The following is a 25,392-nucleotide window of genomic DNA, read 5'->3' as shown; positions in this document are numbered from 1 at the left end:
TCGCAATTCAGAATCTAACTTCCGCACAAGCTGCTTTAGATTCCAGATAGCTCGAAGCTCGAAGCTCAGAACTGTGTTACTATTGCCTCGCGTTATTTTCAAAGATGATTAAACAGGAAAATTCGATGATCTATAGTATGACAGCCTACGCACGCCAAGAAGTGAAAGGCGATTGGGGTACAGCCGTATGGGAAATCCGCAGTGTTAACCAACGCTACTTGGAAACCTACTTCCGCCTGCCAGAACAGTTCCGTGGCTTAGAACCAGTACTGCGTGAACGCTTCCGTAAGCGCTTGGCGCGCGGCAAAGTAGAGTGTGCTTTACGCTTTGAAGCAAACCCTTCAGCAAAAGGCGAACTGAGCATCAATGAAAGCTTGGCAAAGCAAGTAATCGACGCTGCTAACCAAGTGATGAAAATGACCGGTGAAGAGAGCCGCCTTAACCCTTTCCAGATTATGAACTGGCCAGGTGTGATGGAAACATCTGAACAAGATATGGACGCGGTAAACAAAGACCTACTCGCTGGATTTGATCGGGCTGTAGACGAGTTTATTGAGGCTCGTGGTCGCGAAGGCGAAAACATGAAAGACCTGATTGTTCAGCGCTTAGATGCTATCACAGAAGAAGTGGTCAAAGTACGCGCTCGCATGCCTGAAATTTTAGAATGGCAACGTGAGCGTCTGTTCTCTAAGTTTGAAGAAGCAAAAATTGAGCTAGATTCATCACGCGTAGAGCAAGAGCTGATCTTACTGGCGCAAAAATCTGACGTGGCAGAAGAACTTGACCGCCTCGATTCACACGTCAAAGAAGCGACTAATATCCTCAAAAAAGGCGGCGCTTGTGGCCGTCGTTTAGACTTTATGATGCAAGAGTTTAACCGTGAGTCGAACACACTGGCCTCTAAATCTATCAGCACTGACATCACCGCATCAGGCGTAGAACTTAAAGTGCTTATCGAGCAGATGCGCGAGCAGATCCAAAACATAGAATAGATTCCCTCCTACTCCATACACTTCCACAAAACCCTTATTTATAAGGGTTTTGTTATTTTCACCATCCATATACATCCATGAAATTCATCAACAGCCACGAAAAAACGGGGAGTATTGTGGGTAGCACTTTGCTATTTACTCCCCACCGTAGTATAAGTATCACAACATACTCCCCACTTCTGGAGTGGAGAGTATAATAATAACTTCGATTAGAGCTATAAATTCAAGGAGATAGAGATGGGTAATCTCACCGTCAACCAAGTTAAGGCGATAGTAAAGGACCAAAAAACGGGTCGACATGCCGATGGTGATGGTTTCTATCTAATGATTCCTAGAATAGGTCGACCATACTGGATGCTAAGATACACCCTTTTTAAGAAAAGAAAGGAGGTGACTATTGGCAAAGTCGATGAACTTTCTCTTGCAGATGCAAGGTTGAAAGCATCTGAGCTGCGAAAACAAATAAGCGAAGGAATTAACCCAATTGCAGAGAGAAAACGGAGTAAGCAAGCCGATATACAAATAATCGATGATCTCTTCGAAGACTGGTACAAGGATTTGTCCAAAAGGCTCAAGCATCCCAATATACCTAAGCGTATCTATCAGAAAGAGATCTCTCCACAAATTGGTCAATACACGTTGAAACGTGTCACACCTTTAGATATCCGTAATATCATCCAAATAGTCGCTGACAGTGGCCGTCCAACCACAGCTAACGACACACTCATGTATTGTAAGCAGCTTTTTAAACACGGTATGAAAATTGGTGTTATTGAGTCTAACCCTGCACTAGCATTTTCTAACTATGATGCCGGTGGTATTGAAGAGAGCCGAGATCGGGTCTTAGAGCTTGAAGAGATTAAACATGTTTTTTCCGTCTTCAACCAAAACATTTATAGCTTCAATAGAGACAATTACCTAGCTTGTGCTCTGCTTCTTTGTCTTGGCGTTCGCAAATCAGAGCTAACAGAAGCAAGATGGGCAGAGTTCGATCTTGATAATGCTTTATGGCACCTGCCAGCGGAGCGAAGCAAATCTGGCACAGGTTTCACGATTCCGCTTCCGGAGCTGTGCATAGAGTGGTTTAAAGAACTGCATATGCGAGCTTGTCGTTCGGAGTACGTCTTCCCAAACAGAAGGGAAAGCAAAGTACCTCACATGGGCAAAGACACACTGAACAGAGCTATTTCAAAGCTATTTGGTCGTGAGCCCGGTCGTAAGGTACAACCACCAAATAAAATGGGCGATATCAAACACTTTGCGGTTCACGATCTACGCCGCACCTGCCGTAGCCTACTCGCTTCGGTAAAAGTTCCTAGTCATATCGCGGAGCGCTGTCTAAATCACAAGTTGAAAGGTGTTGAAGGTATCTATGATCGATATGATTATTTGGAAGAGCGTAAAGAAGCGCTAGAGAAGGTTACAGGTCTAGTAGAATACTACATCGAGAGCTTTGAACGATAAAACGTGAAGAGGATGCTCATCAGCATCCTCTAACATTCAAAACAATTCACACAATTTTGATCATTGATTAACCGCTGCCAAGTCAAAATAGAGAATTCATCAACTAACTATTTTCTGCTTCAGTATCAATGGCATGATCCAATCTTGTTGTTAAATACGATATCAAACTGAGTATATTCAAACAATCCAATTGAGAGAATGTTCCGGGAACTAAAACGTCGAAAGGCTCATGATTCATTGGATTTCTAAAGCCAGCCATTACACCTCTTGTCATATGGCTTTGCCCTTCTTGGATATTCCATCCGCTATCAGTACTAATATCGGCAATTTTTATCTTGGGTGGCTTACCATTAAACACACTAGCGAGATCAGTTCCATCTTTATTCACACCACTCATTTTTCGCAATAACTGAGCGTAAATTTTAGTTCCCTGATCGGCTGCTTCTGCAAATTGATTATTAGAGTAGTAAGGTTTAATTCTCTCCCGAATCTCTTCATGGAGATGTCGCCAATGTAAGTCAGGGTATTCTGGAACAATCTCATAGAGAGCAGATATCACTGGCAAATACGTTTCTGAAACTTCTTCGTCTTTGGTCATAGTGTCGACAATTTTCTGCAATGGTCTCCTAACATCCTTAGGCATCGTAGAAAGCCACTTCTCTTTGTCAATACCAGTACTTACTGTGAAATCCTCATTTTTTTTGACTTCTCTTTTTTTTCGCCATTCACGCCCTACTTGCACAATTAGGTCGGATAAGAACGCCCTTAACTGTTCCATTTCAGGATGATCCCAATTAATAGCTTGCCGGTTAGTGGAAATTACATCTTCATCCAGCAGGTCGATAAAGTCAGCTTTAATCCACCCTGTTAAATACTGAAAGAAATGGCTTGATGTACTTGATGCAAAATATTCAGGTGCATTAACCAACTTTCCTCGAGAGAACAGAGTGATACCTCTTAGTCCTGAGCTAGGAGAAATGGGTGTTTTAGCGGTTATTAATCGAAGCTGGATCTTATCCCTATACATACTCTCTTGAGGGATAAGATCATTTTCATCCCAAGAGAATTGCTCTTCTATCTGTTTGTATTTTCTATCATTGTCAACTAGCAATTCCTTACCGTTTGTTGACTTTAAAACAATAGAAAATGAAGAGTCTATGATAAACATTTTTGACAAGCTGTCAGCGATACCTTCTAAGTCGAAAGGGGTTTTTCTTTTCAACTCCGATAGCTTTATTGTAGTTCCGTTCTCTTTACTCGTTTTTTCGTCGGATATCTCTACCTTAGGGCTATAAACCCCATCAGCAGACAGTAGATTATCCCATTCAAGAACAAATCGATTGCGAAGCCCATCTTTAATAGTGTCTACAGTAATAACTTTAGCTAAACCAAATAAAGCTAACTTGCCTAACCCTTTCTTTCCAGTTGGTAGTCGTCTGTGCTTACGCGTCGGTACATCCCCATCAGAACTTCTACGGTTTCTACCAATAACTAAAAATTTAGTTTGAATATCATCTGAACTCATTCCATACCCATCATCTTTGATCGTTATTGATTTTGGGGTCTGATTCTGTTCATGAAAATTCAATTCAACCTTATCTGCATCAGCATCATATGCATTGGAAATAATCTCTCCCAGTGCAGGAGGTAAGGTCGAGTACATTTTTACACCTAAATGTTCTATGGTTTTAGGATCAAATTTTAATTCATATGCCATGTCAACCTCTGATGATGCGGATTAAGCTGTATGTTTTACATACTAAAAGTTTATCTTATTGATAAGCAAGAAGGTCTACATTGTAGACCTTCTTATTATTCCATTCCATTCATAATCGCAGCAATGAGAACTTCACCAAGAAGCGGAGGCACTGCATTACCAATCTGTTTCGCTTGATATGTCGAACTACCACTAAAAATAAAACTATCGGGAAAGGTCTGAAGCCTCGCAGCATGCCTAAGTGTTATGCCATGATTCTTCCATGGGTGTACAAACCTACCTTTCGACGGGTTGTTACAACCGGTCGTAATAGTATTCGATGGTTGATGAATAAACATTCGACCATAAACATCTTTATGCCCTACATAGCCATTGGAATGACACTTAAGCTCAAATTCTGCGCCAGCATCAACCCTGCTACCATTCAACCTAGTTCTTCTAAAACGCTCTTCCATCTTGGGTGTAGGCTGCATATGTATATTACATGGATCGTTTTTTCTTACTTTTTCTCCTGAAGGTAAACGATTCAAATAGTATCTAGCATCATCATCACTGAGCTTTGTATACGGCCTGAAATGATCAGTTACGAATCTTTCAATAATATCGGATGTTATTGGCTCAAATACCGAAGATGCTGGTGTCCATGAACTCGCCCCCCCAGCCACTTCTTGAGACGAAGGAGAAAAGTGTGTTTTCTTCGGAGGAAAAACAAGCTTATCTATCTTTACGTCATCTCGAATACCAAGAATAAAAGCACGCTTTCGATTCTGAGGAACACCGTAATCCTTTGCATTAAGGGTGTTACAAAATACAATTCGATAATTGTTCGCATTCGCTAAATCTAAAAAACGAGTTAGGTAACTTTTGTGGCGCTCCCAAAAAAGTCCTGCCACATTCTCAACTAAAAAAGCCTTTGGGTAAAACGCAGCTACAAAGTCAAAGTAACGTAGTAAAAGTTTGTTTCTCGGATCATCTACACCAGCATCTTTAATGCGATGACTGGAAAATCCTTGGCATGGAGGCCCCCCAAGAATTATCGATAACTCTCCAATATTGATACCCAAAGACTTTCTCAATTCTTCTGGATCGATTGATAGAATATCTTCGTTTAAGATGCTCGTTTTTTGACCTAACCTCTCAACGAGATTGGATTGATATGTTTGAGATGCCGTTTTATCGAGTTCAATAGCTGCTACGATCTCCAGTCCTAGATTATGCGCTGCTAAGCTAAACCCTCCGGCACCAGAAAATAAATCAATAGCTTTATGTAACATGCTCACGACCTCTAAATTTTAAGCCGAACATTCTACCTGTTTCTATCTAAATAGCCATCACCATACATTACCACTAGAAAGCCGAAATAATACTACACATCAGAAACTTATGGAAAAAGCATAAATCCAAAAATATTCAGGCATATGTCATCAATGTGAATACCTACCATTGATTCCGACAGGAGCCTGAAATGAATCCCAAAACTTCCGATTGCCAAAAGCAGCAACGCTATCAGGAAAACGAAATCCTAGAGCATGCCGCAGAGATACTGGCGACACGCTACGTGCGTGGTGACGCCCTCACCAACCCTGATGCTACCAAAGAGTATGTGCGCTGCAAGCTAGGCAGCTATGAGCGTGAAGTGTTTGCCTTATTGCTACTGGATAACCAAAACCGACTGATTGAATTTAAAGAGCTGTTTCAAGGAACGGTGGATGCGGCCAGCGTCTACCCACGTGAAGTGGTGAAAGCTGTGTTAGAAGTGAATGCCGCAGCGGTGATATTCGCGCATAACCATCCATCCGGTGACTCAACACCGTCTCAAGCGGACAGACGCATAACCGACAGACTTAAAGATGCGCTCGCGCTGGTGGACGTCCGCGTTCTTGACCACATCGTGACAGGCGATACCTGCACCTCGTTTGCTGAAAGGGGGTGGTTATGATTGAACAACATTATGGCGAGCTGTGCATTGATGATGCGTTACATGCGTCACTGGAAGCACTTCTTAATCGATACACTATCCCAGAGAACGCCGAGAAACTCGTCCTGAACTGCCGCCAAATGAGCTACTACCGACATAGACAAGGTTTGCACCCGATAGAGGTACAGTTTAAGCGAGAGTCAACCTCTAGCCCTTGGCGGGTGGTGTTTTTTGCCAGCTTCTCTTATCTCGATGACAACAGCACAACCGTTGAACCTGAGTTGTACTTTCACCTTGCTAATCGCTGGTGCTATCAACCCGATGTGGGGAGCACGGATTTATCCCATCCAGAGGTACAAGAGCTGCTCTCGGTCTGGATGAAAGCCTTTGCTCGTCACCTTTCTAGAAACGTTTTTGATGACGTGCAACTGACAATGGTCGGTACGTTCAACTAAATCCACTCTCTCTTTTCTTATTTGAATCCTAAAACAAGGAGGACTCACTGTGTCCAAATTAACCTTTACAGCATCCACACTACCTATATCCAAGAAACTGCATAAGCTGCTCAGTGAACAGTTCACCACTCATTTGCTGGTTAATGAAGCACTGACCACAAGCCGTTATCTGGTATTTAACTTTCGTGATAAAAGTTACAGCGCGGATGAAGGCGGCTTTCATCCGGTTGAAATGGCGATTTGCCAAACCTCAACAGGAGAATGGAGCATTGAGTACATCACCGACTTTGCTTATATGGGCAACTACTACCCAGAGCTAGAGCGCAACTTGGATTTTGATTTTCGGGTTGGGCAGTTCTTCGTGGCCTATCGAGGCTGGCTACCAATGCAGGGTAGCCGTGATGCCAAAGAGCTGTATCGGCTATGGGAGAATAACTTTCTTGCCTATGTCGATATGGACGCTTACAACGAGATAGCCGTCACCCCGCAATAACTCATGACTTCCCTTCTTCTACAAACCATCAAACTTGTCACTGCCCTCATTACGTTGTTCTCCCTTTCTCCGTTCTTCGGTGCCATTGGAGCCTTATCCACTTTAGGGTTTCTGGTGGTGCTATTGATTGGGTTACTGGCAGCGATTGCACCGTTATGACATTAATCAACACCCTACTCCGATACGCCGCTATGAGCGTATTGCTTATCGGACTCACCGCTTGCGGCGACCAAGACAAAACTCAAGCAACAAAGGCAGATATTGAAGTGTCGATATCCACCAACCCTCACTGGGGAACACTGGTCTTTGACCTGCAAGCCATCACTGACAACACCGTAATTAGCAATGTAGTGATTAACCGTGGCAACTGCCGATTACCCGCAGGCACAACCTCAGAGCTATCAAGAAACGTTTCATTGAAATTCGGCCAGACCTACACCGGATACAGCAACAACTGCACCGTAGACAGTGTGAAAGAAATCGAAGTCACCTCCAGCGCGGGCATCTTTGTCTACACCTTCTAACTTCCAATTCCCAAACAACACACTCAACCAACTCGTAAGGATCAACTATGAACAAGCCAACTCTACTCATCACAGCAGCGTTAGTTTTCTCAACCTCTTCTGCTTTTGCTGGTGGAACACTGGGCGGCAGCCCATCCGCGGATTCGGGAGCAGTCAACGTCAGTGTGGGCAAATGCACTCAATACAAAATGGATGTGAAAGCGGCGCAGCAGAAAGGTAAGGAAGCAGCGAGCATCACCATCCCTGAAGGCTGTGAAGCCATCACAGAAAAGTAATACCACCAGCAACGATAAAAAACGACAATGGGGAGCAATCACGCTCCCCATTCTTTTTTGTCTCAATGCACTGGTTTAAAGGTATATGTTATCTGTTAAAAAGCGACTTAACTCTACCCAAAATGATTGCGATATTAATCCTTTATACAAAAATAAAGAGGTAAAGCACGGTCATAAAAAACAACCAGTTTAAAAACATAAAAACGTCAGAAGAACACTTTTTCTCTCTTCTTCGATGTCTTACAAAAGGGTAAACTAGGCAAAAGTATGAGAATAAACCACCAGCCCCCATACTATTCATAGCAATGTATTTTTTACTCTTAAAGCTTTCGGGCTCTTTCGCTAAGTTGTCTACTAATTGATTGATATGTTTTTTATCTCCTAAGGAATAGACAAGGTGATAAAAATAGACTAGAGCCCATGTAAAAAACAGTAGCCCTATCAAAGACCTCAACATCACGAAATCAAACATAATCACGAAGCCATGCTGGCGTCATCTACCCAAACGTATAAACGAGAATAGCGACAATAAAAAACAACCAGTTTAACCACATGAACAAGTCGAAGGAAACTGCCCTATTTCTTCGGCGATGGCGTACAAAAGGATAACTAAGAATAAACAGAGTGAATACTCCCCCTGCACCAATCCCACCTAAGGACAAACTGTATTTGTCTTTAAATTTTTCAGGCTCTTTGGCTAAACAATCTACCAATAAGTTTATGTGCTTTCGGTCGCCGAAACCATATACAGCCAAGTGATAAAAATAGACAAACATCCACACAAGTGAAAACATTGCTGCGCTAGAAATTATCGTATCTATCATGTTCAAAGACCTTTGATTGACTGCTCTACAGAAAAATTATTGAATCTTGAATTCAATATGTACTCACTCACCCTATCTTGTGCTTGCTCGTCAACATTATTTTCAAACTTTTCAAGAAGTTCCTCCATCGGCGATAGATCATATGCTCTTTTAGCGAAATCTTTACCTACACCACCACCGACAATACCTCCACCAAGCGCTGAGGCACCAACGATAACCATAATAACTGGCGCAGAACTGATGGTTAAAGCTGCCACTACTGTTCCTGCAATAGCAACGCCAACCATACCACCAGCCCAACCACCAATCACACCACCAGACTCAACAGTCACTTGCTTGGTACAGCCTTTTAAATCCTTGCATTCTGTCGACACGTTATACAGAGCACTTGCTACACCAAATCCTAGTGATATTTTTCCTGCCTTTTCAGCATACCGAACCCACTTAGCAGTATTTGCCACCCGCCCCCCTAACTCGGGAACAGAACCTTCCTTTAATATCTCATCGGCATTGTGAATGAGTGACTTAGTAGAATTTATCCCTAGACTCGCCTTTAAGCCTTGGTCTACTGGTATTTTCAGTGTCCGTTGCGTAAGTTTATCCAATTGCTTATCGAGAATCTTCTTCAAACCTTGTCTCTGCCGAACAAAACTTGCTCTATCAATTTTTTTAGATAAGAGATCAAGGTATAGACGATCCATCTTTTTAAGTGATGAAGATACATTTTCCAGATTTTTCTGCATCGCTGGAGCTACTGTCCCAACTACAGCTCCCATGTATGCGAATGAGTCCGACGGCTTACCCGTATTCCAATACTCCACTAGCTTATTTTCTATTACTTCAAAGTAAGCTTGATGCAACTCGATTTGGTCGGAGCTCAACTTGCCCAATTCTTCACTCGCTAGCACTGAATTATCTTTTAATGACTTTAGCTTGGCCTTGTCCTCTTCTGAAGACGGCTGCTTAGTTAGGAAGATAACCATTTCTCCAGGAATTAGGGGATCATTCAGATGTTGGTTATGTTCTTGGATCAGAGATTTCGTTTTCGAAGAGACACCACTTAGCGCTTGTTCCCAATAATCACTAAGGGACTGAGACTCTTCAACCCTCGCAAAGCCAAGTTGGAACTCTATCTGTTCTTCAACCTCTTTTAAGTTAGCAATGGTGAGATCATCGTGAACAACATCTTCAGAATTCACCGACTTAAATGTGGAGCCTTTGATGTAAGAACTCGAATAGTCATAAATTGAGTTTGAGGGCTTGTTGTACTCCTTCACTTCAACACTTGGTTTCCCGTACTTTAAATCGGTCTGTTGTTCAATCTCCGTCTTGTGACTTACTACTAATTGGTCACCAACCTTCAATTTCATCGGGTCAGCATCATACTGTGGATTCAAATCCAGTAATTGTTTCGCCGACAAGCCATATTGCTCTGCAATGGCTCCCCATGATTCTCGTTGGTTGGTTTTAGAATCCGTCCCAACAGTATGTTCTGGTTTGCTCTCTGCTTTTTCTGTGTCTGAGGGTTGAGTGGCTTGCCTTTCCGCGACAGGTTGCTTGGGCGCAGCAAGCAATTCGTTGATATCGAGCTTGATACCATGTTGAGCCAACCAGTCATCATTGAGGTTGTCGAGCTCTTCTCGGGTAATTTGCTGTTCAAGATAAATCAGATGTTGGTTTTCAACGTCTTTACCTTTGAGCTTCCAGTAGACCAAAATGGCACTTTGATAGACGTTGTAGCCTTGCTCATCATTGAGCTTCTCGTGGGTTGAACGTGTCGCGTAGAATGCCCACTTACCATTTCCAAGCAACTTGTACTCTTGAACTAAGCGTCCATTGTAGAAGTGGTAGTAGTAACCTTCTGTTGGTAGCCCTAAACGCTCACCAAGCTGCACCGAAGGGACGACAGGAATAAAAGCTTCTCGTACTACACCAGAGCCTATAGGCTTGACCTGTACGCTACCAGGGACGCTAATGCCCATTGAGCTGTCCGTCACTTTAGCAAACAATTTTTTCGGCTCATCAAAGGCAGTATAATCGATGTATTTAGTACCGTACTCTGTGGGCTCCGTCTGCCAGCGACCTATCACTACTTCTTCTTTCGTCTTAGCCAGCTCAAACGAGCAGCCTACGCTTTTTCTAAACGTCTCATCAGAGCAAGCGACTTCAAAACAGTACTCGTATTTCAGTTTCGGCGGTGCATCAGAGGTATCCGGCTTCACAGGCTCTGGGACATAGGTTTCTTCAATGTTAGGCGCATAACCAGCGGCGCTTTGAGTGGGCGCAGCACTGCCAGCCGCTCCGCCAGACATTCTTGCTCTCGACTGGTAGGCATTCTTCGCTTCTGGCGAAAGTGCCTCTTGTCCTTCAGTCGATAATTCCCAAGATTTGCTCATTCCGTCTTGGAGCATCACAGGCTTCGAGGGTGAATCCGTCAATAAGGCCAACTCGCCACTTTTCAGCTTGTCCATAAAACTGGAATAGCTCATCCCCTGAGGGAGCGCTGAACCCAACGTTCTCTCATCCAGTCTTTCTAAATCACCTTCGACCTGCCCAAACTCATATGTCATCAGTTCGGTTAGCCGTACCACTCGATAACCCACAATCAAATCCATCCACTACATTTAATGAGCCTATTCTACCTAACCTGTGAGAATTGCAGCATTTATAACCATAAGGTCGGCCTACCAATTGCGTACATTGTGATTTTCACCCACTGAAACCAAACCTATTGATAATGACTTAATCATTAACTAACTCATCCCAAACAAAAAATAGGACATAGCCTGAGAGGTATTATCCGCTCGGCGCCAACCTCGGTCTTTCCAATCATCCATCCAGATGTTGAAGCCTTTCACACAATAATCGCTGTCCGAATAGATAACATCCCCATCTTCTGCGTATTCCAATGCTTCGATTAAGGCCAGTAGTTCCAGCTCAGCATTGTCGGTTTTTCGATTGATGGTGAAGCTCTCTTCATGAACAATCTCATTATCTTCATCCATGACCACCAGCCCAATGCCTCCTCGTGTACATCCGTGTTGGTTGTTTGGTGCTGCGCCGTCTACGTAAATTGAATAGCTCATTTCTTATCTCTCTCTAATTGTAAAAAAGGGCGCATGACTTTGCTTAGTCAGCGCCCCGTTGATGTATGTATTACTGAAAGGATTCTTGGTTGTCTCGCAGTGCTAGACGTTGCTCCATCCATTCCTCTATTTCACTTTCGACCCAAGCCACGGCACGTCCACCGAGTGGCACACTCTTCGGAAAATCGGTTTCATCAGCCATGAACTTGTAGATAGTGGAGCGGCCTAGCCCTGTCAGTGACATCACGTCTTTAAGTCGTAAAAATCTCATTTTCACTGGGAATCGTCTCCTGCTTTGTATATACCCATGTGATAAGCCGCCACTGTAAAAAAATGCAATCGGTCTATTCCAAGCTAGAACCAAAGCAGTAACGCTTTTCTTTCCACGCTTCAGCAAGACTGCTCATGCGGTGGAAGACAGTGTTCTTTATGTTGACGTCTTTGCTACGACAACGAGTCCCCACCCCATAATTTCCTCGGTCATTGAGAAACACCAATGAACGTGCTTCGCCGCTGTAGTGCTTTTCTATCGCTTCTTGCCAAGCCCCTTTAAGGTGCCCGACCAATTCATTGCGCTTGTCCCAACAAATAGCGGGACCAAAGTGCTGGCTATAGTCACTAAACAGCATCACGCGATAGTTGTGGGATGGCACCTTGTCTTCCCGCTTACGCCATACATAGAACAGAGAATCCGTATCAAGCTTTTCTTTAAGCAGCGTAAAGTAATCGTTAATGATGCTGAGGTCGGTATCTTGATGGTCTTCTGGCAAAAACAAGTCCAAACGTGTAGCAAGAGCGATGTCAAACTGACTGAGTGCCTGTTCAAAGACATCGACCATTGAGGTCAGTGCTGATTCGTATAACCCTTTGTCGCTGTAATACAGCAGGTAATCTTCAAAAGTTCTATCAAGGGTAATGCTTGGGAGGTAGGTTCTATTTGCCATGAGTAATGCCTTTTGTGTGTGAATGACATAGGCATTACTCGCGCTGTATTTTTTAAGGTGAGTCGTGACTGCAACCAAAGCTCTTGCTGTAGTGATCGTTCCGGTTGGCAATGGGCTTAGCGAGACGGCTTATCCGATAGAAAACCTCATTTAACTGCAATGGGAACGCTTCATCCCCTTTCAGAAGTTCGTACACGTCATCAGCAGGGGAATAGGCCAGCCCTGAGCATGGTTGGCTGTAATTAGCTTCAACCCCCCTATCCCATGTCTTCCTCACTTTTTTGTAGAGAAAACGGCCCCAACCCTCTCGACCAGTACCTAAGTTTTGAAAGAGATCCCTATCAAAGAGCAAGATAAGATGATGGTGCTTGCTGGTGGATTCATTCGCCTTCGCCCAGATATAGCGAATAACCGTTTGCTGGTATCGATAAGTTCTACCCGTGTATTTGTCTTTACAGAGCTCATTAGTCTCTGATTCCAAAATACGAAAGAAATGGACAAACACCGTTAGGTAATCTCCACCGAAGTCACTCGGTAGGTTTAGGTTGATGTGAACAGCAAAAATTCTTGGATATTGGTTTAGTGCTTCAGTCAGCACTCGGTCTATCTCCTTTAGGTATTCGAGAACGAGACCATCCTTAAAGTAGTAGAGTGGTTTGCCATTGAAGGTTCTGTCATGAGTGATGGTGTGGAGTCTTTGATGAGCTACGTTGAGTTGATAAATCATGATTGGTTCCTGTGGTTTGGTGTGATTCCCACAGGAACTGGGACTGCCGTTACTTTTTAAGCTACTTATGACTATGGCCGAAATTATTCATACGCTTTCCAAAATGCTTCGTTCTTCGTTTCGCTAGATAGCTCAGTCGATAAAAGACAGATTGAAACACCTCCCCAAACTCCTCTGAGTTACGTAGCAAGTGATACTGACCTTGTTTGGAGAAATGGATAGCTGGTTTCTCTTTGCCTGAGTACATGGCTTCCACTGAACGCTTCCATGCATTACGAATACGGTTAGCCAAACTTTGCTGATACTCTCCAAAATCCCCCAGAGAGCGAAAGATATTCCGGTCAAAGATAAGCGCAACGTGGTAATGACTGCTCGTTGAGGTATCACATTCTTTAGCCCACACATAACGAATAGTAGTCTCTCGATAGGGTTTGCGATTTAGGCGAGCACTACGTCTTCGATATGCCGCTACCTGAGATTTCAAAGAGCGGAAGAAACGAGTCATCACTGCTGAATCATCCCCTCTAAAGTCTGTTGGTAAGTTAAGGTCCACTCGAACGATAAAAAGTCTCGCGTATTGCTCTAGAGCTTTCTCAATGACTGAGTCTATTCCTTCTAGGTATTCAACGACCAAACCCTCCTTGTCGATGTATACCTTGTTTCCGTTGAAAGTGGATTCGTGTGTGATGGTTAGATTCTTAGACATGATGGTGACCTATGTTTTGTTAATGACATAGGTACTGAGAGTGACGTTATTTTCTAAGTCTCTCTTTGGGTAGGGGAACCAATCCCCCTACCAAGATATCGTGTGATGAGGTAATTGGCTTAGGCCTAGGATTAGGTTAGTAGATGGGTATATATATTATTAATTACCGATCCACCTCGATTTACTCACCCCCTATTTTTTGATGATTACTGAGCCTTCACATCGGCTAAATCCAACCAGCTAACCTTCATTTTTTATCAAAAATCACGGCTCATGCATTTTTACTTCTGGAATTCACTCACATAAAAAGTGATGATGCCATTTATCCAAATCAGCCTTAAAACGTCGGATTATACTAACTACCATATAGGAAGAGACTCTTATAATGATGACTTCAAACCAACCCGAAAACTCATGTATCTCACAAAAAGCGATACAAACTGAAAGCACATCACAACAGCAAGAATCCGATGTAAAAATCATCAACATTATAAATATGTATGATGTCAAAAAGAGTTTTTGTATTTATGATGAAAAAAATAACAGACTAGTTCGTACGAAGAACACGAGGGAGAAAGATTTCCTCGACCTAGCAAAAATTGACAATATTGATGAGCTCGCTAAAACACAACTGTATGAATCGTGCCCATTTTTAGCCGAGCAAAAAACGATCATATTTTTGCCCTTTTCTCCCATTGCTCGCAGTCATCTTCCAATTCACTCTCTCGATGGTAAGAAAATTAACCATGACAAAATCATCCAAACATTTTGGAAAAGCGAGCTCCAATTAGGATACGAAAAAGCAGAAGGGGCAATATTGGTTTGCATGTACCTTGCCAGTCAGGTAGACACTTACAACCTCGGGTTAGGAATAACTAAAACCACTTTATCCACACACCTCAACATGAGCGTTCGACGACTTTCTGATTTAATCGACATGTTAGAGGACTGGGGTTATCTTCGCTTTCATACCAAAGTTACCCCCAAAGGCAAACTCAGTTTGCGTAGTTTTATACAACTCACACAGAAGTTTGCCAGCGAATTTCTCATAGATGTCACTCACCCAGATAATAGACAGGTGCGTACTGAAGATAAGAAAACCATCGACTCACATCTCCGTATTTTCACGATGGAAGAACATTTTAAGCTAATGGAGTATCTTCATAGATTGCGCTTAGACTTGAAAAAGCTCATATGGAAAGCTGAACAACCAATTCCCACTGTCGTTTTGCAGCAAGTGTTTAAAGTTTTGAGGTAAGCATCCTATCTAAAAAGAAACTATAGTTTCACTATAAGTGAAAAATTAAAAATATAGTTTCACTAAAGCGCTCACCGACAATAACGCACATCTTTTGACTTTCAACAAAATGAAACTATAATTTCATAAAATCACACTTAATGAAAATTTAGTGTCACTATGAAGAATCAAAATGCTAAAGCTAAACGTACTGCGGTTATCTTCCCCAAGACTCAGGCTGTCTTAAGTACGTTAGGGGAAAATATAACGTTAGCAATGAAGCGACGTGGAATAACTCAAGATATGATGCACAACAGAACTGGCATATCTAAGCCCACACTACGAAAAATAACCAAAGGAGATCCATCCGTATCTCTCGGGCACTATGTCAATGTACTTTCAGTTCTCGGTTTATTGGATGACATCGCCAAAGTCGCCTTTGATGATGAGTTAGGAAGAAAGCTCCAAGATATTGAATTACTAAAGAAAAAGTGATAAGAGCCTTACATATGGAAATCTACGTTTACGCTGATTGGATTGAATCAACAGACCCTATGCTCGTCGGTGTATTGCGCTCTTCTGAAATCAGAGGAAAAGAGCATTTCAGTTTTAGCTACGATGAAGACTGGTTAACCTCCGACTATGTACGTCAAATTGACCCATCTCTACAACTATATATTGGAGAGCAACATGCGGAAGACGATAGAAATTTCAAAGTATTTTTAGACTCTTGTCCAGACCGATGGGGTCGTCTCTTAATGCAACGGAGAGAGGCTGTTTACGCTCGAAACGAAAAACGTCGAGCTCGTAAATTATTTGAAAGCGACTATCTTTTAGGGGTGCATGATTCATTTCGAATGGGAGCTCTACGCTTTCGCACATCCAAAGATGGTGCTTTCTTAGATAATAATGATGATCTAGCAGCACCTGCAATCACTTGCCTTCCAGAGTTACAACAGGCTGCAAATGGAATTGAAAATACTCCCGATTTAGATAATCCTGATTACCTGAAATGGCTAAATATGCTGATATCTCCAGGCTCATCCTTAGGAGGAGCCCGCCCTAAAGCATCAATTAGAGATGTGGATCAAAGCTTATGGTTAGCCAAATTCCCTAGCCGTTATGACGAGTACGATATCGGATTATGGGAGTTCATCGTGTATCAGATGGCTTTAAAGGCTGGTATCAATATGGCAGAGTCAAAAGCTGAAGCCATCGGACATCATCATATCTTCTTAACCGAACGGTTTGATAGAACAAAAGATGGTAAGAGACTGCATTTTAGTTCTGCGATGACTCAACTAGAGTACTTTGATGGTCACGATGACGGTGCAAGCTATCTAGAGATCGCTGAGTTCCTAATACAGCACGGTTCGAATACCCAAGCGGATTTAGAACAACTCTGGAGACGTATAGTATTCAATATTATGGTATCAAATAGTGATGATCATTTAAGAAATCATGGCTTTATTCTTGAACCCACAGGATGGCGACTGTCTCCAGCTTATGATATTAATCCTACGCTACACGCTACTGGCCTACACCTAAATATCGATGACACGAGTAATGCTCTTGATGTCGCTCTTGCATTTGAAGTTGCAGATTACTTTCAAATTGATGAACAAAGAGCGCGTGAAATTTATCAACAAATCATTGATGCTGTTTCAGGATGGGAAGATCTGGCACAAAAAGCTGGCGTACCAAAAGGCGAACGAGATCTACTGAGAGATTGTTTTATAACGCTTTAATCATGCTGATATTTTATAAAGTAAAATTGGTAGTGATGAAAAGGAACATAAAAAGTAAATTGGTGACATCTCCCCCCTTACTCCAGACCAAACGGGTAGTAGATTGGGTAGTAAAACCGTCACAAAAGCACAAAATAAATTTTAACAAACTGTTTTTAAACAATAAAAAATAAACACTCAACGAACAGATCCAAAACATCGAATAGATTCTTGGGTAGCAAGCTACCCGTCCAAGAATGTCTTAAAAGCCCTGTTATTTGCTTGTAAATACAGGGCTTTTTTATTTTCCCGTCCATATCGGTTTGCAGATGTTAGGGCCTTTTAATTCAACGAATCACTTCACACACAACTCAGATCGTAAGTGTCTGATTTAGTTGCCTCGAATTACGCATCAAAGCCGATCAGAGTATTTAAAATATGACTTCAACCTCTACACCTTCTATCCAACGCTTCTCTTCTAGTTTCTCATCAAAACTTAAGGTGACTTTAAGATAAGCAGGTTGGCCTTCAAACGGACTTTGTAGCTCTGGCGGTAGTTTATTCACAACTTCTACAGCACTAGAAACGGTGGCTTGATACTTTTTGCCATCAGGGAATTTGACTGTTGCTTTATTCCCTAAATGACTGTGTTTAAGAAATTTTGGATCAAGGAAAGCGGTGATCGTTGGCGTTATGTTTTTAGATACTGTGACCAAAGGGTCTCCTACATCCACCTGTTCTCCTTCACGCACATGCACATCAATCACGCGCCCAGTAAAAGGGGCTTTTATCGTCAAATTATTCTGAGTTGCTCGCAATACCACCATTTCTTTCATTAAAGAACGATATGTGACCGCGACAGGACCAGCCAAATCACTCTCCGCTTGCTTGCTTTTTGCCTCTTCATAAGCAATCTTTTGATTATTGAGTTGACTATTTAGAGCATTGTAAGTGCTTATAATTGAAGCATAATCGACATCAGAAACTTGGCCCTTAGCACGATACGTTGCATATTTCTCTCGGATTTCATTCACTTTCTCCAAGCTTTCTTTCGACTCTTTTATCGCTTGCAGATGTAAGCTCTTCACTTGGTCGTTGATCCGATGTGGCAGTTTAAGTAACTCCTGTTGAATAAAGTCGATCTGCTGCTCTAAAGTATCGTTGTCTAGTAACACCAGCGTTTCTGTTTCCAACACGGCTTTACCCACCATCGATGGTATTGGGCCAACCACACTTGGGTGAGGGGCATTTATCGTTACGGGACTAGTGGTAAGGATTGCTGGAGCAATAACTAAAACTTGAGTACGAAATAAATAATACGCCATCGCTAGCAAAGGGCTGACCACTATCGCTAGTATCAAATACCAACGTACACGATAGCCTCCTCGCTTTGCTTGACCATAGACTACTTTAATACCATTTTCGGACTGTGGTTTGTCCTTCTTTTCTAAATGAAAATTCACTTTCATACTAAAATCTTTTACCTTTTTTCAGCACCCACCAAGGTGCCATACTCGACTCTTCATGGCTTCGTCTTATAACTTCATTGATCATTGAGAATGCAGTAATCAAGCGCATACAGTATTGATATATTGGGTAAATCAATAACCATTTTGCATCCTTTAAGTCCTGAATCTTTCGCTCTGAAATCAGGCCTATGTAAACGATAAATAGTAACGACGATAAAAACAGGTAGACGCAATAAAGCATCAGCGTCAACGCGATAACAAACGGCAATGGGTAACTGACGATCATAAACAGCGTAAAAAACACCACCAGAAGAGGTAGAAGAACATTTTGAATAACGCCGTAGGCTAAAGTGAAAATAAAGTTCCCCCACCCAAGCAACGCAGGTGTTAAACCCTGCTTGTGCTTACGAAGAAAGAGAAACAATAAGTCACCATCCCATCTCAATCTCTGCAGAACTAAGCCTTTTAGGGTGTCTGGAACATCTGTATGCCCTATTGCTTGGGTAGCAAACGCCAACTGGTTTTGTGGGTATCGACGCTTATACTGTTTAAGGCGCATGGTTAAATCGAGATCTTCCGCGGTATGGGTATCCCATCCCCCCACTTGACGAAGTATGTTCTTACGGAACGCGCCAAACGCACCAGATATATTGTTCAAAACTCCCCATTTAGCCATTCCTGTTTTACCAGCTTGCATGGAGAGCATGTATTCCAGTGATTGCATTTTCGTCAGCAGGTTTTTATCGTGATTTCGCACACGCAACGCACCGCCACTCGCAATAACGTTTGATGAGTTAAATTGTTTCATCATGGTAAAGACCATGTCGTTATCAAATGAAGTGTCGCCATCGACATTTATCACGATTTCTCCGCAGGCCACCGATAGTCCCGCATTCAGTGTCGAGACACGCCCACCACGCTGCCATTTAGGTACAACTCGAACAATTCTGTTATGCCGACCAGCATGACGCTTCACTCCATCTACCGCTGCCTGATAGGTATCCCGATTTTGTACAGCGCCATCAACTACGGCCAGTATTTCGATTAAACCTGGATAAACCTGTTCAGCCAAAGTATCTATGGTAATACCAATAGCTTCCCCTTCACCGTAGCACGTAATCACAAAGCTCACTGATGGGAACGATGTTGGCTCCGGAGGCTGAGGACGATATGCCCAACGGAAAATTCCAGTTAAAACCAATAGATAGAGTGGCAACTCGATAACAATCATCAGAGGAAAAATCAGTAACCAAAGCTCTTGATTATGCAGTAGCATTCCCTTGAGGTAGTCAAGTAGAACTAAACTATCCTGCAGCATAGATATCTCTCAGTAAGGTCTCTAACCAATGCTCAACATCAACACTTAACTCAGGCTCGGGAATACTTCTTACATGCACATTCATCTCAAAATCGTCTTCCTCAATCAACTCACTCAACTCTGAAAGCTTTGATTGAAGAGCGGATAAGCTCTGCTTTGTCGTATTTGGCATCAATACTAGCAATACATCCTGCTTGTACTGACAGCAAATGTCCGTGTCGCGGAAAAGGCTGCTCAAGCGCGTAGTGATCTGCTCTATCAATGCAAATAACTTTGCATCTCCATATTGTTTACCGTAGTCGCCAAGGGAAGGAAGATAGAGGGCCAGCAACAGATGTTCTTCCTTATGACGTATCGCCACTTTATTCACCCAGCTCAGTAGGTTTTGGAAATAGCCACTTTCAACTTTGCCTTTGATCGATAACTGAGGTGCCTGCTGAGATTTTCCATGTTTAAAAATATATTCTCCCGCCTCACCTAACCGATACTGATATATTTTTCTTACGACAAGTTCATTGACTGGTACTTTGCTATCACAGCTCATGCACTGGGTTAAGGTTGCCGCTTCAACGAAAAGGTTGGAACAGCTGTTACACTTATGATTTTCTAACGGTCTGTCGTAATCCACCCCTATGTGGCGCAATTGAGTCATACATTTCGGACACTCAAGCTTCCCACGACGAAGAAAACTCTGCTGATCATCAACATGCCCGCATGTAAAACAGTGCAAAGAGCTTTGTGATTCAATATCAATACTAGAACAACTTGGGCACACATCGACATAATTGAGATGGCCACTATTACACGTTGAGCAAACTCGGATACGATCTACCAACTGTTCCGCGTCAAGAATACTTCGATTTTTTTCTGCTAAAACAAATCGATACGTTGACTCTAATTCAGGGTACAGCGCTTCAATAATCGGGTAGCGATAAAGTGAAGTTGAGTGAACATCCTTATTACACAACACCTTACGCTCTCGATTTAAACTCAACCAACCTATTAGTGGATCAAGCAGCTCAATGTCAGCCGTCATAGATAACCGTCGTTCGGCCTCTTTCGTAACCGAGGTCCAAAGATCGGGCTCAAAGAGCCCATCTGTTGTACAGTCAGAGAACGACGTTTTCTGTGTAGTAAATAGCGACCAAGACCAACGCCAGCGGTTGTGATAAAACGTCTTGATGGCATCATCTAATTTGTCAGGTTCGGTGAAGTCAAAACAGACTGCTCCGCCAATCTTCTCCGGCAGTTGCTCTAAGGATTCAACATAAACAATTTGATCAAACTCAGTGGTTTGCTGAGGCTGATTTCCAATCCAATATAGGAAGGTAGTAGAAGGCATACATCGTCTCTAAACAGTAGTGGAAATGCGTGTGGTGCATTTGTAAACACATAACAACCGAACCTTGACGATCAGACTAAGTCTAGCTCACAGTCTGAGAGTCTATCGTGAAAATATACTTTAAAGAACGTCGTACCACCACTAAATTAAACTATTGGTGTAGCGGCAGCAAATTGTGTGACGGCAGATTAGGACATAAGAAATGTCTCATATGTGAAACATGCGATTTTTTTATATTTACATACAAAAATTTAGCTTTTTTGAGATCTTAAGGAAGCAAAAACGTAACCTGAGACTTACGCTTTCACAAAGCTAGAAGCATAGATGTTTGCTCCTAGCCTGAAGATACAAGAGATGAAGAAGTGGATTAGTGTCTACTCATCCTTCTTTTCTGTCGTGTGATCAACATAAGGCCAATAGTGATGACCAACTCGAATCACTAAAGTGGCAGCGGCTAGAATAAATGCAGCAATAGAAAGCCAAACAACGAGAGTCGCATCAAGCTCCTTCATACCTAATGTGATGTAACGAGCTATTGCCATCATAGCAATGTATATAGGATAGCGTACAGGAATCTTACCGTTCATCACGAATTGTTTCACCATCGCCAGTACTTCTAGATAGATGAACATCAATAGAATGTCTGTCAGTAAAACACGTTTCTCAGTAAAGACATGAACAAACTCTTCCACCATAGCAAACAAGGTCGCTAACGTTATCGCAATCAAGAGGACAGCTTCTAAAACGTGAAAACTCTTGAGAAATGGTTTACTGAAAGATTTAGGTAGATTGGAAGGCATAACCTCTTTTCTCGATAAGACATTAATTCAATAAGTAGTTTATCACGCGAAGTACCAAAAGAGGTTAGATTCCGCTCATCCTTTAGTCGATTTTTGCCTTAGCTTTGGATAGGTCTTCTCTCTATCAAGCGAACAAAGAGAGTATCGATGGAGTGAATTTATCTAAATTTGGAAATACCGCTGTTAACTGGGAGTCTTGAACACCAAGCCACTGGGCCATAGTCGCGCCAATTTGATCAACAGACGTAGTTGGTATTAAACGCCCGGTTGAAAAATCATCTCGGCTGCCTGGAACTAATGATGGCCACACTCCTGTCGTATTCGATGTAAAAGGTGCGCCTCCAATAATAAAGTGATTGTTGCCCCAGCCATGATCAGTTCCCGTATGATTCGGGACAATACGGCGGCCAAAATCTGACATAGTGACACTGGTAACTTGTGTAGCTAGCCCCTTCGCATCCAATATATCGTAAAAGTTCTTCATCGCGCGGCTGAAGTTCTCCAGCAAAATATGGTGATCACTCACCTGATTCGCGTGGGTATCAAAGCCTCCAAGATTGACGTAATAGATCTGGCGGTTCTGACCTAAAACGACCCTGCTATCGATAAACTTAACCACCGCATCCAACTGCAAACTCAGTGAGTTTTCAGTATCTAACCGCAATGCCCCATAAGGATCCGGCGACTCTACCTCTAAAATAGCGTTGAGCTGCTCACTAGCGTAAACACTATCACGCATCAAACCACGCATATACTCTCTAAAATATTCAGGACGTGGATTGTCTAAAGTGTTTTTAAACTGCTCTAATGTTCTGCGGTGCATTGTCATACCTTTAGCACCGGAGGGAGATAAACTATTCGATTTGATGCCACCACGAAACAATCGAGAGTTACCCGAGAAACTGTATAGTGGCGAATGATTACTGGTTAATAGTAGCTGCTGCATTAAGCGCGCCCCCCAACCACTCGGCAGTGCCCGATCAGCAGCATTCCCTCTTAACCACTCTTGAGATTGGGAGTTATGCGAGAACAACATGCTCGGTTCGCTACCATTGTCCCCTCGCTCCATTGGTTGCTTGAGCACTCCACAATTAATCACAGCGTTAACATAGCCTCGATTAGATAACTCTTGTATCCCAGTCATTGCGGGATGAAGACCCAACTGAACTTCCATACCATCATTATCAAAACAAGTTAGATTGGTTGGCAGTAAGTCATTTTTTTCGATTTTGATCGACTCTCTTATCGATGCGTACTCAGAATAATGAGCATCGTCCATCGGAATAATTGTATTAAAGCCATCATTACCACCACTGAGGAAAACACACACTAATGCTCGATAGTCATTTAAGTTCACCGATGGTGTAGCCCAACCAAACTGAGACACCATAGTTGTTGCGCCTAGGCCCTTGATAAAGGTTCTTCTTGATAGCGACATAACATTAATCCTGTATAAAAAACTCTTCGGAACTCACAACCAGCTCTGCCAACCTTTCTGCGTAAAAGTCATAACTAGACGCATTGACACCATCCTGAATAGTTGTTCGAAGTTCAGCCTCAAGGACAGGTTCAATACTGTTACCAAAATAGAGATCGCCAATGGCTTTAATTAACTTATCCGGGTCATCGAAATGCTGAGTAAAGTAGCTAAGATCAGGCTGGCCAGTCACGTTTTTGCCCCTGATATATTTGCGCATATAGTTATAGGTAGTGCTATATGTTGACCAAGTAAGAAGCTCAGCTTCTGGGGACAATTTACGCTCTGTGCCAATCTGATAGTCAGGAGAAAAGAAGTTAAACACTGATGGCGAACGCAATGGTCCTTGACCCGCGGGGTTGTAGGCATATTTACTACCACTAACAGCTGGATAGTCAGTCAATGAAGTCAAGCTCACTGTGGGATCGTTCGATAAACTCAGGTTAGCGCGATACAGGTTGAGAATAGCAACGATTGGCTCTTTGAATTTAATCGGCTGCGCCACATCAGAAACACCTAGGGCTTCTTCATCTAATAAAGTGGCTTTGACAACCGCTTTGATGTCTCCACGTACTCCTTTGCCATTATCAATAAATGCCCCAGCAACCCTTTCAACATAGGCGGGAGAAGGATTCGATGTGACTAACCTCTGGATCATGTGCTTGGCAAAAAAAACAGGCGTGTTGGAATGCTCAAACAGTATATCCAGCATCTGACGCATATCTTCTAAGGCGGTTTGCTCAGCAGCAAACGAATGACCCAACACCTGCTTTCTACCTGTATCGTGGTGGGTGGGCTCTGCTACCATGGGAACGGTATGGTTTGCGCCCATTCGCCAACCTGTAAATACACGGGCGACATTTAGGATATCTTTTTGAGTGTAGGTTGGGATGGTGTTCCCCTCGCTATCTCTCTGTAGTGTGCCATCCGAGTTCAGCTCATATAGACCAATACTAAATAGCTGCATCACTTCACGAGCATAGTTTTCGTCAGGCATAGAGCCCTTCGCCTCATTCATCTTACGACTGTTAACCAGTGTAAGATAAAGCCCCATCGCAGGGTGCAGAGAAACCGTTTCGAGCAGATCTCGATAGTTACCAAATGCCCCCTCAACCAAGGCATCGTAATACGAGATTGCTGCAGCTGGTCGTTTTGCTAACACTCCAAACTGTGAGACCACAAACATCTCACTTAAAGCAAATGCGACTCGCTGACGTAATTGGTCTGGCGCATAAAGGCTTAACTTAAACCATGCGTCATTACGCTCTTCATGTTCCCAATTAGGGGTTAACGGTGAATGGAGCGTTGCTGGCAGTTCAAACTGCGCCTCTATCCAATCTAATGGCTGAAGTTGAGTGGCATTTTCTATATCTTCTTGAGTGGGGCCAAAGGTGGACTGTAAAAAAAACCGATGAGCTTGCTGGATATCAACGCCATTACTTGAGAAAGTGAGATTCGCTGATCGGGACTCGGACTTCCCATCACTCAAGGTAAAGGAAACCTTATGTGTCCCCGGAGATAGAAGAGTAATTCTGGCACTGCCATTGCCAGCGATGCTAATCGAAACACCATCCCCGGCTTCAAGCGATGCAAACTGCAAGTTATCCCCATCTGTATCACTCCCGACTGAATTTGGATCGATAGATACTGGTTGTCCGTATTTCAATTGTTGTTGATGGGTATAGTCTCTAGCGACAGGAGACTGGTTGACACCTCTCTGTTCTTGCTCCGATTGATCTAAGCAGCCTTGTAATAACAAAGCACTTAGGCATAGAAAGCAGTGAAGGCTCTTTTTCATATCACGTAACATCACTCTTAACACTTAATATCAATAACTAGTGAAATATGAGCGATAACAGAGAAGGTAGACCGAAAGGAACGCGATAGCAACGACCTT

General features: G+C 42.8%; 24 protein-coding genes and 1 pseudogene. 11 read left to right on the top strand and 14 right to left on the bottom strand.

Annotated features, from left to right (window positions below; translation table 11 throughout):
- Positions 1-125 precede the first annotated feature (125 nt).
- Positions 126-992 (top strand): YicC/YloC family endoribonuclease, encoded by an 867-nt coding sequence (locus QTN95_RS05840; protein WP_331416700.1) that lies wholly within the window; start codon positions 126-128, stop codon positions 990-992.
- A gap of 237 nt (positions 993-1,229) precedes the next feature.
- Complete coding sequence (locus QTN95_RS05835; protein WP_331416699.1) at positions 1,230-2,456, top strand: tyrosine-type recombinase/integrase; 1,227 nt, start codon at positions 1,230-1,232, stop codon at positions 2,454-2,456.
- Between the two features lie 103 nt (positions 2,457-2,559).
- Here QTN95_RS05835 and QTN95_RS05830 read toward each other — a convergent pair whose 3' ends face one another.
- Together QTN95_RS05830 and QTN95_RS05825 are read right to left on the bottom strand one after the other, a co-directional pair.
- The gene (locus tag QTN95_RS05830; RefSeq protein WP_222743135.1) at positions 2,560-4,173 is read right to left on the bottom strand and encodes a TIGR02391 family protein; all 1,614 of its coding nucleotides are present in this window, start codon (positions 4,171-4,173) and stop codon (positions 2,560-2,562) included.
- 95 nt (positions 4,174-4,268) lie between these two features.
- Positions 4,269-5,447 carry a DNA cytosine methyltransferase gene (locus QTN95_RS05825; protein WP_005496805.1) on the bottom strand — a complete coding sequence of 393 codons (1,179 nt, stop codon included), beginning with the start codon at positions 5,445-5,447 and terminating at the stop codon, positions 4,269-4,271.
- A 191-nt stretch (positions 5,448-5,638) separates the two neighbouring features.
- On the opposite strand from QTN95_RS05825, the gene radC reads away from it, so the two are divergent.
- Genes radC through QTN95_RS05795 form a run of 6 tightly spaced genes read left to right on the top strand, consistent with a single transcriptional unit; the run spans position 5,639 to position 7,838 of the window.
- Positions 5,639-6,112 (top strand): RadC family protein, encoded by a 474-nt coding sequence (gene radC, locus QTN95_RS05820; RefSeq protein ID WP_331416698.1) that lies wholly within the window; start codon positions 5,639-5,641, stop codon positions 6,110-6,112.
- Positions 6,109-6,546: a DUF2787 domain-containing protein gene (locus tag QTN95_RS05815; protein WP_331416697.1), complete on the top strand. Its 438-nt coding sequence runs from the start codon at positions 6,109-6,111 to the stop codon at positions 6,544-6,546. Before radC ends, QTN95_RS05815 begins: the two co-directional genes overlap by 4 nt.
- 49 nt (positions 6,547-6,595) lie before the next feature.
- Positions 6,596-7,039, top strand: coding sequence for a DUF2787 domain-containing protein (locus QTN95_RS05810; RefSeq protein WP_331416696.1), 444 nt, complete (start codon positions 6,596-6,598; stop codon positions 7,037-7,039).
- Positions 7,040-7,042: 3 nt separating this feature from the next.
- Positions 7,043-7,198, top strand: coding sequence for a hypothetical protein (locus QTN95_RS05805; protein WP_331416695.1), 156 nt, complete (start codon positions 7,043-7,045; stop codon positions 7,196-7,198).
- Positions 7,195-7,563, top strand: coding sequence for a hypothetical protein (locus tag QTN95_RS05800; RefSeq protein WP_331416694.1), 369 nt, complete (start codon positions 7,195-7,197; stop codon positions 7,561-7,563). The genes QTN95_RS05805 and QTN95_RS05800 overlap by 4 nt, the downstream gene beginning before the upstream one ends.
- A gap of 47 nt (positions 7,564-7,610) precedes the next feature.
- Positions 7,611-7,838 carry a hypothetical protein gene (locus QTN95_RS05795; protein ID WP_331416693.1) on the top strand — a complete coding sequence of 76 codons (228 nt, stop codon included), beginning with the start codon at positions 7,611-7,613 and terminating at the stop codon, positions 7,836-7,838.
- An 826-nt stretch (positions 7,839-8,664) separates the two neighbouring features.
- Here QTN95_RS05795 and QTN95_RS05785 read toward each other — a convergent pair.
- The 6 genes and pseudogenes from QTN95_RS05785 to QTN95_RS05760 all read right to left on the bottom strand — a co-directional run bounded on the left by QTN95_RS05785 (position 8,665) and on the right by QTN95_RS05760 (position 14,125).
- Positions 8,665-11,277, bottom strand: a complete 2,613-nt coding sequence (locus tag QTN95_RS05785) for a LysM peptidoglycan-binding domain-containing protein (protein ID WP_331416692.1) — start codon at positions 11,275-11,277, stop codon at positions 8,665-8,667.
- A 183-nt stretch (positions 11,278-11,460) separates the two neighbouring features.
- Positions 11,461-11,748 (bottom strand): annotated as a pseudogene (locus tag QTN95_RS05780) (RNase H family protein); the annotation flags it as partial.
- 70 nt (positions 11,749-11,818) lie between these two features.
- The gene (locus QTN95_RS05775; RefSeq protein ID WP_001211741.1) at positions 11,819-12,019 is read right to left on the bottom strand and encodes an AlpA family transcriptional regulator; all 201 of its coding nucleotides are present in this window, start codon (positions 12,017-12,019) and stop codon (positions 11,819-11,821) included.
- Between the two features lie 73 nt (positions 12,020-12,092).
- A complete protein-coding gene (locus tag QTN95_RS05770) occupies positions 12,093-12,692 on the bottom strand; it encodes an inovirus Gp2 family protein (protein ID WP_331416691.1) in 600 nt (199 codons plus the stop codon).
- A gap of 52 nt (positions 12,693-12,744) precedes the next feature.
- On the bottom strand, positions 12,745-13,419 hold the full coding sequence (locus tag QTN95_RS05765) for an inovirus Gp2 family protein (protein ID WP_331416690.1): 675 nt from the start codon (positions 13,417-13,419) through the stop codon (positions 12,745-12,747).
- 61 nt (positions 13,420-13,480) lie between these two features.
- Entirely contained in the window at positions 13,481-14,125 is a 645-nt protein-coding gene (locus QTN95_RS05760; RefSeq protein ID WP_331416689.1) for an inovirus Gp2 family protein, read from the bottom strand.
- A gap of 385 nt (positions 14,126-14,510) precedes the next feature.
- Between QTN95_RS05760 and QTN95_RS05755 the strand changes: the two genes are divergently transcribed.
- From QTN95_RS05755 to QTN95_RS05745, 3 genes are all read left to right on the top strand, one after another.
- The gene (locus QTN95_RS05755; RefSeq protein ID WP_331416688.1) at positions 14,511-15,383 is read left to right on the top strand and encodes a hypothetical protein; all 873 of its coding nucleotides are present in this window, start codon (positions 14,511-14,513) and stop codon (positions 15,381-15,383) included.
- Between the two features lie 159 nt (positions 15,384-15,542).
- Positions 15,543-15,857 (top strand): helix-turn-helix domain-containing protein, encoded by a 315-nt coding sequence (locus tag QTN95_RS05750; protein ID WP_331416687.1) that lies wholly within the window; start codon positions 15,543-15,545, stop codon positions 15,855-15,857.
- 14 nt (positions 15,858-15,871) lie between these two features.
- Positions 15,872-17,110, top strand: coding sequence for a type II toxin-antitoxin system HipA family toxin (locus QTN95_RS05745; protein WP_331416686.1), 1,239 nt, complete (start codon positions 15,872-15,874; stop codon positions 17,108-17,110).
- Positions 17,111-17,520: 410 nt separating this feature from the next.
- Here the strand turns inward: QTN95_RS05745 and QTN95_RS05740 are convergent, their stop codons facing one another.
- The 6 genes from QTN95_RS05740 to QTN95_RS05715 all read right to left on the bottom strand — a co-directional run bounded on the left by QTN95_RS05740 (position 17,521) and on the right by QTN95_RS05715 (position 25,293).
- On the bottom strand, positions 17,521-18,558 hold the full coding sequence (locus QTN95_RS05740) for an HlyD family secretion protein (RefSeq protein ID WP_331416685.1): 1,038 nt from the start codon (positions 18,556-18,558) through the stop codon (positions 17,521-17,523).
- A gap of 1 nt (position 18,559) precedes the next feature.
- Positions 18,560-19,876, bottom strand: coding sequence for a glycosyltransferase family 2 protein (locus QTN95_RS05735; protein ID WP_331416684.1), 1,317 nt, complete (start codon positions 19,874-19,876; stop codon positions 18,560-18,562).
- Positions 19,863-21,218, bottom strand: coding sequence for a diguanylate cyclase domain-containing protein (locus QTN95_RS05730; RefSeq protein ID WP_331416683.1), 1,356 nt, complete (start codon positions 21,216-21,218; stop codon positions 19,863-19,865). Before QTN95_RS05730 ends, QTN95_RS05735 begins: the two co-directional genes overlap by 14 nt.
- 374 nt (positions 21,219-21,592) lie before the next feature.
- On the bottom strand, positions 21,593-22,018 hold the full coding sequence (locus QTN95_RS05725) for a phosphate-starvation-inducible protein PsiE (RefSeq protein ID WP_331416682.1): 426 nt from the start codon (positions 22,016-22,018) through the stop codon (positions 21,593-21,595).
- 124 nt (positions 22,019-22,142) lie between these two features.
- Complete coding sequence (locus QTN95_RS05720) at positions 22,143-23,456, bottom strand: DUF1501 domain-containing protein (RefSeq protein ID WP_331416681.1); 1,314 nt, start codon at positions 23,454-23,456, stop codon at positions 22,143-22,145.
- Between the two features lie 4 nt (positions 23,457-23,460).
- Positions 23,461-25,293 (bottom strand): DUF1800 domain-containing protein, encoded by a 1,833-nt coding sequence (locus QTN95_RS05715; RefSeq protein ID WP_331416680.1) that lies wholly within the window; start codon positions 25,291-25,293, stop codon positions 23,461-23,463.
- Positions 25,294-25,392 lie beyond the last annotated feature (99 nt).

It is taken from the genome of Vibrio sp. M260112, from assembly GCF_036533775.1.
Taxonomy (GTDB): Bacteria; Pseudomonadota; Gammaproteobacteria; order Enterobacterales; family Vibrionaceae; genus Vibrio.
The sequence above is the reverse complement of the archived record's forward strand: the minus strand, read 5'-3'. Positions and strand labels throughout refer to the sequence as shown.